The organism is Ureibacillus thermosphaericus (assembly GCF_002370195.2).
Lineage (GTDB): Bacteria > Bacillota > Bacilli > Bacillales_A > Planococcaceae > Ureibacillus > Ureibacillus thermosphaericus.
Genome location: NZ_AP018335.1, coordinates 91,248 through 107,477 on the forward strand (window position 1 = coordinate 91,248; position 16,230 = coordinate 107,477).

Below are 16,230 nucleotides of genomic sequence, written 5' to 3' on the forward strand. Positions count from 1 at the left end.
TTTCTCAACCCTTGACATCAATACTACGCACTCAACATGATGTACTTAGGCTATTCTACACATCTTTGTCTAACAGAAATAACGCTTGTATTTACGTAATTTACCATCATTTCCGTCAAGTCAACATACCTTTTTGATTAGGCTATTTAATATGAATTAATATTTTATCAATTTGTTTTTCATCACTAGCGTCGCATTAAAATAATTTAACACCTTCAAATAAACCGAATTTTCTGAAATATAATCTGAACACAAAAAAATCCTTTATAATGGTTGGGTGGTAGTAAACCATCCAAATCCAATACAAAGGACGAAACTATGGATAAGTTTACACGAAAAACATCATTTGAACAATGGTTTTCACCGATTAATCGTCCATTATTTGACGACCTAGTGAAAACACATCAATTAAATCACTATACCAAGAAGCTTTATATGGCTTCATTTATGAAACTGCTTTTGTATGCCCAACTCCATGAAACCGAGAGTTTACGAGCGTTGAGTGACGCTGTCTTTTTAGAAGAATTACAACGAGCAACGGGATTGGAATCGATTAGTTTTTCACAGTTAGGGAGACGAATCAATACCATCCCAACTGAGTTCTTTCAAACGATTTTTCTCGATTTAGTGGCACAAATTCATCGGAAAACCAATTTCCAAACAAGAAGAAAAGTGACAACGCCTTTGAAAATCATTGATTCGAGTACATTACCGCTTAATTTGACCAATCATAAGTGGGCAGAGTTTCGAAAAACAAAATCAGGAGTAAAGCTTCACTTACGACTTGTTTTTATGGAAAAAGGACTCTCCTATCCAGATAAAGCCGTACTCACGAATGCCAACGAACATGATCGTGGTCAACTAGAAGTATTCGTGGATGACAAAGAATGCATGTACGTGTTTGATCGTGGTTACTTGGATTATGGGCGCTTTGATCAAATGACGGAAGATGGCTATTTCTTTGTGACCCGTTTGCGTAAAAACGCTGTTGTCCGAGTGTTAGAATCCTTTTCGTTACCAGAAGATTCACCCGTATTCTCTGATGAAATGGTTGTCATTGGAACACCACAAAATCGTTCTGAAAACGTGTTTCGCTTACTCAAATTGCAGGATACAAAAGGAAATGAGCTTCATTTACTGACAAATCGGTTTGACATTGACGCAGATGAAATTGCAGAAACCTACCAATCACGTTGGGCAATCGAACTTTTTTTCAAATGGATGAAACAACATCTGAACATTAAAAAGTTTTTTGGTCACAGTGAACAAGCTGTACATAATCAAGTGTACGTAGCCATGATAGTGTACTGTCTGAATGTTTTAGCTCAGCTGAACACGAATAGCGAACGCAGTTACTTACAAATTAGTCGCTATTTGAAGGCTTCTTTGTGGAAATCCGCTCACATTTGGTTACGAAAAATCGAAGGAAACGGCGTCCCATAAAGGTTTGCCAGTCGTTGTTGCACAAGTCATAGGTTATAGTAAAAAAATGGATGTTTACTACCCTCGCTTAGGTGTTTTCGTTTTTTCTCTAAAGTCCAGAAAAAATAAAACTGAAAATTCAGACATCATTTATGCGACGGTAGTGAAAAATTATAAAAAAAGAACTAAAAGAATATTTCTACAAGCTATTATTAGAAAGAAGGATAGGTTATAAGCTGTTATACTAAGTTGGGTGCATAGAGTAACAATAGATTGACAATATCATAGTAATGTGTCTGCAGAAGAATATATAAGAGAAGCATTACCATTCATAACGAGAGAAATGGGGATTTATAGTCACGATTAGAGCATTTTCAAGAAGTTCGACTAACTACTATAATATAATAGCCCATGCATTATACTTGGCGTCTAACAACATTCAAGTTATTATAGATAAATAAAATCCTTAATTAGGGTGATGATAAATGAAGTTTTCAAAGGCTACAGATTATGCTCTACATACGATGCTTTTTCTTACTGCAGCGACTCCGGATAAACCTGTTGGCGTTCAGCTGCTTGCTGAGAAGCAAAAGGTGTCACCAACTTATCTGTCCAAGATACTGACCAAGCTAGTAAAGGCTGGTATGATTGAATCCATAACAGGAGTGAATGGTGGATACAGGCTGAAACGAAATTGGGGAGATATTTCATTTCTTGACATTATTCATGCGATTGAGGGATCAGCCTCTTTGTTTGATTGTAGTTTCGATCACGGGCCAGATTGTCCGATTCAAAGAGTAGTATTGGCAGCAGAGGAAAAAATGGAAGAGCATTTGAGAAATAAAAAAATGTCCGATCTTGTGCAGGAAATGAACATCGTTTTCTAGCACATATTCTTTCAACCAATTATAGATAATATATATCTCTAAAATCTTTAATGAAATTATAAAAAAAAATTAGGAGATTCCAAAAATGAACATGTATAAAAGTACCGTATAAGTTGATTCAAGATACAGCGATCTTTAATCCGGTATTGTAAAACGATGTCCCCGAAAGATTATAGGAAAAAAATCGAAAGTTAAGGAGGAGTTTCTGTACGTAGTCTGCATATTCATATCGCTAACTGTCATCGAATTTTACTAGGGATTTATGACTGAAAAATCCATATACAGAGAAAATCAGCGCCTATCGATGGTGTTTCAAAGATGTGCGAATTATTTAAAAGTCAAATGAGCTAGTGGATGAGTTCTTATGTAAGGAGGTGATGCCAACATGTAATGTAATCATCGTAGCACAGTTAGAATACAGTATAAACTGAATTATGGTTATTTTCAGTAGTACTGGTTAGGTCTTAACAACATATGAGATGTACAGAGTAATTATTGGGCGTATACACATTTGGAAAGTTAATCTAATAAGAGGAAGTGAGTTAATCATGAAGGAAGTTGATGTTGTTATTATTGGAGGAGGTCCTGCTGGTTTAAGTGCTGGACTTATATTAGGACGAGCTAGGAAGAAGACATTGATTATCGATGAGGGGCAACCGCGTAATGCAGTCACTAGAGAGGCTCATGCCTTTTTAACACGTGATGGCATTAGCCCACATGAATTTAGAAATATTGCAAAAGAACAGCTTCGCACGTATCCGTCGGTTTCCCATTTGGAAGATACGGTCGAGTTGATAGTAGGTGAAGATGGACAATTTTTGTTGGAAACTGCTTCAGCGGTGAAGATAGCCGCAAGAAAACTGTTGTTTGCTATCGGAATGAAGGATCGTGATCTTGGTATACCAGGGTTGGCGGAGGTCTATGGTAAGAGTGCGTTTGTATGCCCGTATTGTGATGGCTGGGAACTAAGGGATCAGCAATTAGTTGTCATAAACAGAGGAGCGACATTAATGCATTTTGTCCCATTGCTTTCTGGGTGGTCGAAGCAGTTAGTAGTTTGTACAAATGGTCCTGATGAATTGAGTGAAGCAGAACGTGAAGAATTGCGTGCACATAATATCCCGGTATTCAATACGCCAATTCATTCAATCCAATCAAATGAGGGCATGGTAAACCATGTTAAGCTTGAAGATGGAACAGAAATTCCGTGCACAGGAATTTTCTTCAAATCAGAATTGGTAATTGGATCGGAATTGCCAGTCGCACTTGGTTGCCGTATATCGGATACAGGAATAATTGAAGTCGATGAGTTTGGAAAAACAAGTGTACCTGGTGTTTATGCAGCGGGGGATGCAACTACACACTTGCACCAATCTATTGTTGCAGCTGCTTCAGGCGCTGTATCCGCAGCCGCAATAAACGGAGAATTAAATCGAGAAGAATGGCAGAAGAGCAACGTTTGATTCAAATTCTAAATATATTTATGAAGAGGACCTTAAATTTATAATGTACCCTTTGTAAAAGACACTTTTATAAGGCCGAGCTACTTGAAGAAAGTGATTCCAGCACTATGAAATACTCCTCATTGGTAGACAGATTAAAAATAAAAATCTCCTTCTATCTTTGGGGAGCATTTTCAACAATGGTAATTTTTGAAAAAAATGAAGTGATAATAGCTTACAAAAATGAAAATATATACTCGTAGTGAGTTATGTTCAGAACCATTTATAAATCAACTCTTTAGAAAAGGTGGCAGGGTTACTCCTGCACGGTTTGCCACTGTGCAAAACGGTCCTAAAACAGGCGTGTCAATTTGTGGAAATAACCGTAAATATTTTTAGTCGGTGTGGAGGATAATTCTGTCCACGAAGCGGATAGACAACCAGAGATGCGATTATTTCCACAAAAAAGTAGCCATTCCTTCTTTGTGAAGCCCCCTTTAGTTCAGTAACAATTCCTGTACTCTACTTGAAGAGTTCCATATACGTCAATATCTTCATATACATTTTGCAGAAGTCTATTTTGTCTTAATGTCCTCCTCTTTTGTAATCCAGCTTTCTCCAATACTATGTATTTTACACATGACTTTTGATACACTGTTTCAGGAGGTGTTTTTATATGACTGCCAAGGGCAAAAAAACATTGCCACAAAAACGTACAGTTATTTTTACCGTAACTATTCTTTATACTATTTTGATACTATATTTTATTTTTTTCGCTTTCGGCAGAATAGGTGCATCTGCAAGCACGACTGGGGTCACCTTTATTTTCTTTCCGATTGAGTTCTACCATTTGCCAAAGATTTCTGATTTTCTGCATCCTACTCTGATGGATTTCGTAGATCTAGGGAATGTGGCAGCCTTCATTCCATTCGGCATATTGATTCCATTGTTATTCCGTGTGAAGTTTATTCGTTTCTTTTCATTGTTCTTCCTGTCTATTCTCGTGATCGAAACCATACAGGCACTAACTTTGCTCGGAAGCTTTGATATTAACGATGCCATTCAAAACTCTCTAGGCGCAAGCATTGGATTCGGAGCGTACAAACTGGGGTATCGGACAAAGAACTTTTGGCTAAATATGGCTATTACCGGTATCTCGTGTATTGTTCTTCTAATCGGGGTATTAGCAATTTGCGGAATTGTGGAGAAAACGTTGACCAAAGCAGAGGGTCCCTTTATAGCTTTAAATGAACTGAAAGATAGTTCCGGGCATACAACAGCGGGAACAAAACCGTACAGCTTTAAAGTTAGCGGTCAAAACGTTGAACCTGAATATAATGTATTTGACGCCAAAAGCAAAGGAAGTGAAACCTACACGTATACGTCCAAGAAGGAGATTATTTTTTCATTTTATTATGGAATACCGGACTTAATGGATAGTGATGGAGGTATACGAGTTTTAGTCGATGGTCGTGAGGTATTATCCGGCTCTGGAACGGAGCAAATGAATTATCCGGAATTGTTCCCACAAATGTTTGAAATTCCACTTGAACGTACAAGCAAGATTATGATAGTCGTTAAGGGAAATATAAAGCTTTGGGATGTAGGGTTTAGGGAAATGAAATATTTCTGGAATTGATCCAAACGTTTTGTTCAAGATAATGGTCTTTTTTTCCACCCCAAACATGCGGTGGTTGAGGAAAGACCTTGAAAACTCATATTAAAGATTTAGCTAAATAAACATATAGTTAAATATCCGAAACCGAAACTAGTGAATACTTAATATCGTAAAGGTAAGCACAACGATAGAGCTTGTCAACGGGGATAGATTCTGCCTTTTTTATTGCAAGCATTTCTTAAACGCATTGAGACTGTCATAGTTTCGGTTCCTCCTAAATTCTTATTTATACTAGCGCATTTTCTCACAAAATAAATTCATTTAATCAATATCGAGGGATATAAAAGTAGAAAAAACGCCAAAAGGTCTCTATTGTTATTGGAAAAGTAAATTCTACTCTTTGTTAATTTAGGCTTTAGATTTTTCCTTATGGAGTTTAATAATTAAGCCAAATACGTTCAAATTCATGCTTTATCTTGCAATTCCAAGAAAAACAAAAAAGCCGCGAATCCGTGATATGTTAAGTTTTCTAAGGCTAAGTTTTGCAAAAAGAATTTCCTATTCTAATATGCCTCCAGGTTTGATTCGGCCTGTCAAGTAATCTCATCCTTCTCGTCCATAGAAGAAGAATGACCGTTTGATTGCTCGCATATAAATTGAATTCTCTCTGTCGAAATATAATCCGAAATGATTTGCTTCATTTGAACAATCGCACTAATATGGCCTGTAGATTATCTTTTTCTTTTATATAATGGAGTAGTGCTATGAAATCTTTCTCTTTTCCCATATAACAGTAAATATTTCTAATATGTTTGGGTGTGGAAGCCCAATGAATTAGGGTGCGTTAAAAGCGTTAATTACTTTATTACGCACCTTATCCTACTTGGCTGACTCATAAAGATCCGAAGAACGAAGACCCTTAACTTAATCGATAATTCTTCTCTGCTTTACAGACGAATTAGAAGATCATAATTAGGGGGCTGAAAAGGATGATTAGGGTACTTTTTATTTAAGGCCTATCGCTTTTAGTTTCCTTCAATAATTTCAGTATTTCATCTAACTTGTTATTTACTTTAAGTGTTTGATCCAAGTGATAAACCTCTTTTCTACTTAATGCTGAAGAGGATTCAGAAATATCGTTTTTTATATGATTAGCAATGTTCACTACCGTCGCATAAATGATGTCTGAATTTTCAGTTTTATTTTTTCTGGACTTTAGAGAAAAAACGAAAACACCTAAGCGAGGGTAGTAAACATCCATTTTTTTACTATAACCTATGACTTGTGCAACAACGACTGGCAAACCTTTATGGGACGCCGTTTCCTTCGATTTTTCGTAACCAAATGTGAGCGGATTTCCACAAAGAAGCCTTTAAATAGCGACTAATTTGTAAGTAACTGCGTTCGCTATTTGTGTTCAACTGAGCTAAAACATTCAGACAGTACACTATCATGGCTACGTACACTGGATTATGCACAGCTTGTTCACTGTGACCAAAAAACTTTTTAATGTTCAGATGTTGTTTCATCCATTTGAAAAAAAGTTCGATTGCCCAACGTGATTGGTAGATTTCTGCAATTTCATCTGCGTCCATGTCAAACCGACTTGTCAGTAAATGAAGCTCATTTCCTTTTGTATCATGCAATTTGAGTAAGCGAAACACGTTTTCAGAACGATTTTGTGATGTTCCAATGACAACCATTTCATCAGAGAATACGGGTGAATCTTCTGGTAACAAAAAGGATTCTAACACTCGGACAACAGCGTTTTTGCGCAAACGGGTCACAAAGAAATAGCCATCTTCCGTCATTTGATCAAAGCGCCCATAATCCAAGTAACCACGATCAAACACGTACATACATTCTTTGTCATCCACAAATACTTCTAGTTGACCACGATCATGTTCGTTGGCATTCGTGAGTACGGCTTTATCTGGATAGGAGAGTCCTTTTTCCATAAAAACAAGTCGTAAGTGAAGCTTTACTCCTGATTTTGTTTTTCGAAACTCTGCCCACTTATGATTGGTCAAATTAAGCGGTAATGTACTCGAATCAATGATTTTCAAAGGCGTTGTCACTTTTCTTCTTGTTTGGAAATTGGTTTTCCGATGAATTTGTGCCACTAAATCGAGAAAAATCGTTTGAAAGAACTCAGTTGGGATGGTATTGATTCGTCTCCCTAACTGTGAAAAACTAATCGATTCCAATCCCGTTGCTCGTTGTAATTCTTCTAAAAAGACAGCGTCACTCAACGCCCGTAAACTCTCGGTTTCATGGAGTTGGGCATACAAAAGCAGTTTCATAAATGAAGCCATATAAAGCTTCTTGGTATAGTGATTTAATTGATGTGTTTTCACTAGATCGTCAAATAATGGACGATGAATCGGTGAAAACCATTGTTCAAATGATGTTTTTCGTGTAAACTTATCCATGGTTTTGTCCTTTGTATTGGATTTGGATGGTTTACTACCACCCAACCATTATAAAGGATTTTTTTGTGTTTGGATTATATTTCAGAAAATTCGGTTTATTTGAAGGTGTTAAATTATTTTAATGCGACGCTAGTGATGTGTAACATCTTGAAAATTTAATTACCTCATTAAATTAAAATTATGTTGTAAAAATTACAGCATAGATTGAACAGAAATAAAACCCGTTCGTTTAATAGGAAATTGTTCTATTCATGTTTTGAAATTTTTATAATAATTTTTCATGATAAATGTGTTTCTTCCTTTACCATCTAGCTGATCAAGATATCCAAGTAGCATTCTTAATTGATTATTTGAATAGCCCATTTTTAATCTTATATCTTTAGTGGAATCATTGGGTTTTCTAATTCTCATTATCTTTGTCATTTCATTAATATCAAACTGTGTTTTGAATGCCATAAATTGTGATAAATAATCTGAAATATTTACTTCATGAATAATATCTTTTTGTCCATCCCATTTAAAAATATTTATATGTTGTTGAAATAAATCTATATTATTTTCTTCAATTAAAAAACGATAAATAAGATCAGTCTTAATGATCGGTTTATCGTCATCTATATTTAAATATGACTTTTCCATTAGAAAGACAACAATTCCCATAAATAAATCAACTATTTGAAGTGGAATAGATTTATGTGATTCTTTATACCATGCTTTATTAACATAATATTTCATACCACGATAAATTGCATGTGCATTCATTTGCTGCTTTAACTTTGAATATACCCTCATGCTTCCATATTCAGGACTGTGATCGACTACAATTTCAACTGTTCTATAATCGTTTGAAAGACCTCTAGTTAATCCATAAAAGAGTCTTTCTGGAATTTTAACATAAAATAAATTACGTAATTCTGTAACTGTAATATCGGCATTTCTAGCAAAATCAAATGCAATAGCGTTATCTACGACAAATATGTTAATTTGTAAGTTTGTTTTTATGAAATGGTGTAAACAATATATGTAGGGAGCAATATCCTTGTCATTTTTATATTCAGTAAAGTGATATTCACTCTTCTTACCTGTTATTCTTAAAATCTTGTTGATATCCATCACTATACTGTCGCATAAAGATTGTTCAACACCAAAAGCACCATAGTAAGAATATTTTTTCTCTGCATCTAATTTATTTGACTCGTCGAAAAAGATATTGTATTTCAAAAGTTATCACCTTCTTGACTATAAATGAATATTTGTTTATAATTTACATACAATATAGTATGTATTACTTCCAGTCACCGTTTTGATAGGGAGTTTTTAAAAAAGAGACCATCCAGTCACCGTTTTGACAGGAGTGGTCTTTTTTCACTTTAAATTTGTTTTGAATCCAAATCCATTCACCTTTTTATCAAAATTACGCCGATTTCTACATCTTTTATAAATTTTGGGAAACAGTAGTATCGGTTATTCTAACTATTCTTAGGTTTAAAACCCCATTGAACTTAATTTATCTCTTCCTTTGATTAAAATCTGGGAGAAATACAAAGGGTTAAAAATTTTATAGTCTTCTATTCAACTTATACAGTAATTCCAATAAAGACAAAATTGTTTAAACCTCTATAATTTCACTATTGTTCATTGTAAATTTTTCAACATATTTATTTGAAATTACCTTTTGATCTGTTACAAATGTAACACTATATCTTGCTCTAGTTAAAGCAACATATAAGCCTGCTTTAGTTTTCGGACTACTTACTGCCTCATAATCACCTTCTAAGAACTTTTTTATAGGACCATTCGGATAAATAAGTACTCTATCAAAAGTAAGTCCCTTAGACTTCCCGAAATTTATTGGTGATAAAGTTTCTGGAATATTTTTAGTCCTTTTATCATATCTCAAGACAACTGGAGAGAACTTTCTTACATAGTCATTAACTTCAGTACTTCGAATATAAAAAACACCATCATGTCCAGTTCTCTTGGTATTCTTTGAAATAGTTTTCGGCATATCAGGATATAATGAATCTGCTATATCACAAATTAACTGGTTACAACGAAAGCATTCCGTTTTATATTCAATTGAACACAAACCTTCATTCTCCCATTTCCTAAACAAATCAAAAATGGTTTCTCCTTTATACTTTTTATTTTTCCTTGAATTATTGGTGAAATAAGTAGCCTGTCGATTATCTCCAACTATAATACTATGTATTTTTGAATGTAATAACAAATATAGAAAATCTAAATCTGCCCCAGCTAAATCCTGAACCTCATCAATCATAATGATATCATATATGTTCTCTAGACGTTCGATTACTAATCCGTTTGATCTTGAGTTTACCTCAATTATAAAATCGCAAATTTTATCAGTATAAATGTATTTCCCATCTCTAAAATAGTAATTTTCAATATCTTTTTTAGCTATATATTGTGTAGATTGGCCATTAACAAAAGCTATACTCTCAATTCTTTTTTTATCATATAAAAAATTTTGATAAGGTCTTACACATTCCCTTAATAAGAAAGAATACCAAGTCTGAACAACAACATTTTTAGGGATATATCCTATCTTCTTGAAAAACTTTTTCTCAATTTCTTTAGTGTTGTCGATTGTAAATGTAGTAATCAGTATCTGCTTATTATTGTAGTGCAATGCTTTTTCTACTAATTGAGTTGATTTCCCTGACCCTGCTGCAGCAATTATTAGCTCATTATTTAATGGCTTCATTTATGTACTCCGGAATAACAATTTCTTGATTTGAATCAAAAATACGCATTGCACACTCAGTTTTATTTCCTGAACTTGTCATATATTTAATCATCTCTTCCTTTGTTTTAAAATCTTTTTCAAAAATTTGATTTAAAACAGACAGCTCATTTACCGATACTAACTGCGGCTCTAATGTTGGATATTTTGTGTCTTCACTATAGCAAATGTTGATTGTAGGATGGTTTAGATAGTAATCACCGTACTTATCAATAATGTTTTTATTAACATCTCCGTCATTATCGGTAACAACTGAAACTTCTTTTTTTAGTAAATCTGCAATCTCTAGAAAGCGTTTAAATGACAAACCTCTTACTGTTATAACATCAACTCCATCTTCAATTGGAAGTTTATTATATTTTTGAATATAGGCTTTTTGTACAATTAACTCGTCCGATGGCCCCTCGACTAGAATCGCTTTATCAGCTAGCAATAATCGAAGTGTATCGTAACCGGGTAGTTTTTTAAAATAATTGTATGTTTCTTCTTTTAAATCTTTTAATGTCATATGATGGCCGTTATTCATTAACACTACTTTATCTAAACCTAGTTTATTTAAAACGTAAGTACTATGTGTAGTAATTATTAGCTGTTTCCCTTCACATTTTTCAGATATCTGGTTAATTAGTTTATACATATTTGAATAGGATAAATGATTTTCTGGTTCTTCTATAAGAATTACCTGAGCTTCTTCAGAAGTTGATTCAAGTGATAACTTTAATTTCACTGAATTTTGTTCACCTTTTCCGATGAAATCAAAAGGTATATCGTCTAGATATGCTGTTAAATTAGACTCCCATCCGTTTTTTTGAGATATGTCTAAAGATATAGCCAATTCTTTATCTGATATTTCCCCAGTTTTTTCCGATAGTGTACGGTTAATCTGTGCTATAGAATCAATTTCAGAAAATTTTTCTTTAATATCTCTAAAATTAAAATTTAATGTTGCACGTTGTTTCGGATCCAACGTTTCACCAATTACGCTTGAAATATATCTATCCGTACCGCTCCAATGTTTTCCCTCCGTTGGATCAATTAATACACATTTAACAGGATTGCTTCGTGAAGTTATCGGGTTAGATGCAAATGAATACCAATTAACTTTGTAATACTCAATCGGTATATTTTTTAGATTATTAGATTGATTTATATATTGTTCATATTCTTCTGTATAATCATCGTCAAACTCTACGGATAATCTGATGCCACATGCATTTTCTTTGATTGAATTATTCGTACCCTTCAAAAATGCAGTCTGATCATTTTCCTTTAGATATATTTCTATAAGTATACTAGGAGGAGCATCATACTTACCTTTTCTAATATTTTTTATGTAATCTTCAACAATGTTTTTATTAAAAAGAAATGGGTTTAATTCATTATGTATATTTCTTTTATTTAATGTACTAGTTAGCGCTAAATTAATGGCCTCTAATATTGTAGATTTTCCTTGTTCATTATTACCCACAAGAATATTCATTTCGTCATTTAATTTTAAATTAAGATAATTAATAGATTTATAGTTTTGAATGATTACCTTTTCTATCACTGCATTAACCCCTTTCAATTTTTATAATTAAAACCCATTGCTCAAAAAAGAAGCAGAAGACACTTTAAAAGCGTACTTCTGCCCATCATGATGTATAAGTATTAGTCTGTTATATGAAATAATTACTTTCCTCTTACTATTTTGAAATTATTAGCGAATATTGTCAATTCATTCATTAAATTAAATGTTAAAAGACTAATATATCGCACTCTTTTTGTCAAAAATTAAAAATAAGTTGTTAGTGCAACTTGTAGTTCAGATAAGGAAGAGATGCCTCGATGTATTTCTTCCTTTTTTTAGAAATTATAAACATAATAAAGATCACATGGATAGTCCATTTATTTTGCGGGATTTAATTTATTGTCATGAGTGTAAAGAAAAACTGGTAACGAGAAATTCAACTCCAGCTAAGTCCAAGAAAAAATATATGTATTACTGTTGCCCTTCGTGTAAAAAGAAAATATCAACTGATAAAATTCATGAAAGTATATTTGCTGATTTTTCATTAAGATGGGGCAGGGAATTGAAATATTATGAAAAGCAAACAGAAAAAATCTTAAATCGATGGAAAAAAGGGCTGGAACAAAAAATCAATGACTTGAACGAAAATCTTGAAAAGATAAAATATCTTTTATTGACACTTGATAAAAATAATGAGCATTATCAGGAGTTAAAGGAAATCTTTGAAATGCAAATATTATCTACTACAAACGAAATACAGGAATACCACACAACAAGAGAACAGATTGATCTTTTGTCAGAAGATGAAATGCAATCCGAATTAATTGGTCGATTCAAACAAGATATTCATAATTATACAAAAATAACAAATAACAATATAATCATCGAGAACGTAAATCTACCTACCTTGTTTATCTTTTTAATATAGTAAGGTAAGTAAATTCCCATTGGTAAAAACATAATTAAGTTACCAATGAGATTTTTTATAGGTATACCAAGAAATCTCTCCATCCTTTTCATAGAAATTTCTTTTACCAAAGTTATTATTTTGCTGGGAATATAAAGCTTGTAGATTTTGAACTAACTGATTAAATCGCAAATCCGGTTGCTGCTCCCATATTTTGAACAACAGAGTTAAAATTCTTGGAATCCTCTTCGGATCTCTCACTTTCATATCCCTCCAATACAAAAAAATATCTGCTTACTTTACCGAATAATTTATCTTATCACTGCTTACTTTACCGAGTAATTCACCGGTCAGCTTATTGAGTAAAATACAAGAACTGGTTAAACCCTTTGATATCAAGGGATTCTTGATAATAACATTCGGTAAAGCAAGCATCGAAGGATACTTCGATGAGTACTTTACCGAAAGCCTAATTTACAATCTGCTCATTTTCCCGATTAAGGTATACTTGTATTTTGCAATAGAAAAGTGCAGAGAAATGCAATTAAAAATGCAGAGGTTTGCCACCCATTTAATTCCTTTTCGACAATGCGTGGGACAGTCTATAGCTCTCGCCATGAAAAGAGATGATATGGGCGTGATGAATTAGCCTGTCCACTAACGCTGCTGTTAAACGAGAATCTGTAAAGATCCGGTTCCATTGACTAAATTCTAAGTTAGATGTAATAATTACGCTTTTCTGTTCATAAAACTCCGATATAATTTGGAATAATAATTCAGCTCCTTCTTTACTAAATGGTAAGTATCCCATTTCATCTAAAATGACCAAATCAACCTTCTCCATCCGTTTTCTAAATGCTGATAAACGGTTGTTACGTAAAGCTTGCTCTAATTCCTCAACTAGGTGGGCAACACGGTAAAAACGAACCTCATAACCTAGTTCACAAGCTTTTTTCCCTAGTCCTGTGGCTAAATGAGTCTTCCCTGTCCCGGGTGAACCAACTAAAACTACATTTTCTCGATTCTCAATAAATTGTAGGCTACACAAATCCTCTTTGGTTAAGTGAGGAGGGAACCGAAGTTGTTCGGTCCACTCGTAATCATGTAAACTCTTTTTATCTAAGAACTTCGCCTTTTTTATCAAGCGGATCGCTCTCGCTTTTTCTCTTAATCTTATTTCCTCCTTAAGTAGCCCATACAAGAATTGTTCCGGAGTTTCAAACGGTATTTGCTCGTATACATCCGCAACATAAGCTAACCTCAATGACTTACACAATTCTTTAATGTCCTGTTTCAATTGACAGCCTCCTCTCTAGGAGCTAATGAATCGTATTTACTCCAGACCACTTCATAAGGATTATTATCACTAGGTAGCTTATCCTGTGCAATTAATTCATAGAACTCTTCATTAATCTTCTTCATGTCATGAGAAACTAATAAACTAGCTAGAGATTCTAATCGTTTTCGTCGAATAATTAAATTATCTACCAACAAAAATTCTTTAATTCTTCCCGGTAAATACTTATTATAGCGCGAATATTCTACAACCCTTGGTTTATGAATCCATGTTTTAATTATTGAAAGCCATGGTAAAGCTTTTCGCTTTTTCATATATGGCCGATAGTCATCCAATAATATCTCCCCATTAGGTGAAACAATCTTTAATTGATCCCATGTTAATATCATTTGTAATTGACTATAGTTGCCACCCTTAGGGACATGAACCAACGTCTGATCCACTTTCACTTCATTATATTTGTTTACTTTAACAAGATGCTCTTTAAATACAGGATAGGGCTTTTCCGGTAATGCTAGAAGATAATCCCGTTCTTCCTGCCATAAGTCCTCAATACGTACGTTTTTGGCATAATGAATTCTATTTCTGTCCGCCTCTAATTTATGAAATAATTGATTAGTTAAACCCTCATAGCTGTCCATTATTGGAGCTGAAGTAAAAAAGTTATAGCGTATATATCCAACTTTATTCTCAACATTTCCTTTTTCATGGCCACTTCTTGGATTGCATACCTGCACATCAAAGCCATAATAATTCTGAAATTGAACAAATTCATCAGTTAATTGTGCTTCTTCATTTTTTGTCCTTTTTTTCTTCACAGCGGGGGTCAAATTATCGATTCTTATCCTTTTCTTCTTGGTGAGTATTCATCCATTCAGAGATAAAGTAACAAACAGTACGATAAGAACCTTGGAAACCCATTTCCTTTAGTTCTTCAAATATTTGTTTCTTTGTTCTTCTTAATTTTTTCCTTAACTTTAAATCCTCAAAAAGCCAATCTGAAACAATTACTCCCCACTTTTCCTCATACATCATCCCTTTCTTTTTAAATGATTTCTGTTTAGGGAGTTGATCTTCATCCGCATACTTCTTAGCTGTTCGCCAATTAATTCCCATTGTTCTTTGTATTTCTGAAATAGATAAACCTTTGTTATTTCTTAAATGTTTGATACAATTAATATCAGACATTGCTAGCATCCTTTCTTACCTCCACTACCAATTGCTTGACACAATTACTGTAGTGGGACTTGGGGTGACTGGCAAGTCTTTTTTTGTTTATGCACAAAAATTTAGTGCAGGACTCTGCATTTTTCCTTTGCAAAGCTCTGCACTTTTATTTTGCCATACACATTCAGATTCCGTTGTTAATTCATTAATCTCTTTTTTTATTTTTTCAATTGTTGATTTTGGAGTACCTACTGTAATTCCCAAAATTAGTTTTCCGTTATTTTTCTGATCAATGTAAAATGAACCAATGTTATTCTCATTAATTTTTTCAAAGACCTTCTGCTTAATCTTCGGTACTTCATCTTTTTGGAATTTCATTCGTCTATCAAATTCTTTTGCTTCTTCTTTTGTAAATCCATAAGAAAAGCGTTCTTCTTTGTTTTCATCATTTAAAATTGATAATACATGATTTCTATTTATATCAAATCCAAGGGTTTTCCTTAATTTAATGTTTTTCTCCAATTCCATTTGAGTCGGATTTCTATTAATCTCGGAAGCCATTACAAAAGATGTACTAGTGAAAAAAAGAAAAAAAGTAACAAAAAATACTAGTAAATGATTAATTAATCTCATCTCAAATACCTCCCTTTTTTTACCTAAATTGTATAATATTGGTATATAGAAATCAACAAAAAATTTGAAAATAGGGTGATTAAATGAAAAAAAATTTTATTTAATTATCATTGAATCAATTTCATAAGTCACTTTTTTCAATAGCTTA

General features: G+C 33.5%; 15 protein-coding genes. 5 read left to right on the plus strand and 10 right to left on the minus strand.

The features are described 5' to 3' along the window. Positions 1-318 precede the first annotated feature (318 nt). From UtA1_RS00480 to UtA1_RS00495, 4 genes are all read left to right on the plus strand, one after another. Complete coding sequence (locus UtA1_RS00480) at positions 319-1,443, plus strand: IS4 family transposase (protein ID WP_096549699.1); 1,125 nt, start codon at positions 319-321, stop codon at positions 1,441-1,443. Between the two features lie 464 nt (positions 1,444-1,907). After that, the gene (locus tag UtA1_RS00485) at positions 1,908-2,309 is read left to right on the plus strand and encodes an Rrf2 family transcriptional regulator (RefSeq protein ID WP_033826668.1); all 402 of its coding nucleotides are present in this window, start codon (positions 1,908-1,910) and stop codon (positions 2,307-2,309) included. A gap of 548 nt (positions 2,310-2,857) precedes the next feature. Continuing rightward, positions 2,858-3,772 carry an NAD(P)/FAD-dependent oxidoreductase gene (locus UtA1_RS00490; RefSeq protein WP_096549700.1) on the plus strand — a complete coding sequence of 305 codons (915 nt, stop codon included), beginning with the start codon at positions 2,858-2,860 and terminating at the stop codon, positions 3,770-3,772. A gap of 655 nt (positions 3,773-4,427) precedes the next feature. Next, the gene (locus UtA1_RS00495) at positions 4,428-5,390 is read left to right on the plus strand and encodes a VanZ family protein (protein ID WP_033826666.1); all 963 of its coding nucleotides are present in this window, start codon (positions 4,428-4,430) and stop codon (positions 5,388-5,390) included. Between the two features lie 988 nt (positions 5,391-6,378). Here UtA1_RS00495 and UtA1_RS00500 read toward each other — a convergent pair. The 5 genes from UtA1_RS00500 to UtA1_RS00520 form a co-directional block, all read right to left on the minus strand. After that, positions 6,379-6,672 (minus strand): hypothetical protein, encoded by a 294-nt coding sequence (locus tag UtA1_RS00500; RefSeq protein ID WP_096549701.1) that lies wholly within the window; start codon positions 6,670-6,672, stop codon positions 6,379-6,381. 4 nt (positions 6,673-6,676) lie between these two features. Beyond that, a complete protein-coding gene (locus UtA1_RS00505; protein WP_096549702.1) occupies positions 6,677-7,801 on the minus strand; it encodes an IS4 family transposase in 1,125 nt (374 codons plus the stop codon). A 249-nt stretch (positions 7,802-8,050) separates the two neighbouring features. Further along, entirely contained in the window at positions 8,051-9,022 is a 972-nt protein-coding gene (locus UtA1_RS00510) for a DUF3800 domain-containing protein (protein ID WP_096549703.1), read from the minus strand. A 388-nt stretch (positions 9,023-9,410) separates the two neighbouring features. Beyond that, on the minus strand, positions 9,411-10,529 hold the full coding sequence (locus tag UtA1_RS00515) for a UvrD-helicase domain-containing protein (protein WP_096549704.1): 1,119 nt from the start codon (positions 10,527-10,529) through the stop codon (positions 9,411-9,413). Then, complete coding sequence (locus tag UtA1_RS00520; RefSeq protein ID WP_096549705.1) at positions 10,513-12,117, minus strand: ATP-dependent nuclease; 1,605 nt, start codon at positions 12,115-12,117, stop codon at positions 10,513-10,515. The genes UtA1_RS00515 and UtA1_RS00520 overlap by 17 nt, the downstream gene beginning before the upstream one ends. 325 nt (positions 12,118-12,442) lie before the next feature. Between UtA1_RS00520 and UtA1_RS16895 the strand changes: the two genes are divergently transcribed. Continuing rightward, positions 12,443-13,006 (plus strand): hypothetical protein, encoded by a 564-nt coding sequence (locus UtA1_RS16895; RefSeq protein ID WP_172597792.1) that lies wholly within the window; start codon positions 12,443-12,445, stop codon positions 13,004-13,006. A 39-nt stretch (positions 13,007-13,045) separates the two neighbouring features. Here the strand turns inward: UtA1_RS16895 and UtA1_RS16900 are convergent, their stop codons facing one another. From UtA1_RS16900 to UtA1_RS00540, 5 genes are all read right to left on the minus strand, one after another. Then, a complete protein-coding gene (locus UtA1_RS16900) occupies positions 13,046-13,246 on the minus strand; it encodes a hypothetical protein (RefSeq protein ID WP_172597793.1) in 201 nt (66 codons plus the stop codon). A gap of 310 nt (positions 13,247-13,556) precedes the next feature. Continuing rightward, positions 13,557-14,282, minus strand: a complete 726-nt coding sequence (gene istB, locus UtA1_RS00530; RefSeq protein ID WP_096549706.1) for an IS21-like element helper ATPase IstB — start codon at positions 14,280-14,282, stop codon at positions 13,557-13,559. Next, positions 14,279-15,100 (minus strand): hypothetical protein, encoded by an 822-nt coding sequence (locus UtA1_RS00535; protein ID WP_331854824.1) that lies wholly within the window; start codon positions 15,098-15,100, stop codon positions 14,279-14,281. The genes istB and UtA1_RS00535 overlap by 4 nt, the downstream gene beginning before the upstream one ends. Positions 15,101-15,113: 13 nt before the next feature. Beyond that, positions 15,114-15,479 (minus strand): hypothetical protein, encoded by a 366-nt coding sequence (locus UtA1_RS17880; RefSeq protein WP_331854826.1) that lies wholly within the window; start codon positions 15,477-15,479, stop codon positions 15,114-15,116. Between the two features lie 78 nt (positions 15,480-15,557). Further along, positions 15,558-16,082 (minus strand): hypothetical protein, encoded by a 525-nt coding sequence (locus UtA1_RS00540; RefSeq protein ID WP_096549707.1) that lies wholly within the window; start codon positions 16,080-16,082, stop codon positions 15,558-15,560. Positions 16,083-16,230: the final 148 nt, after the last annotated feature.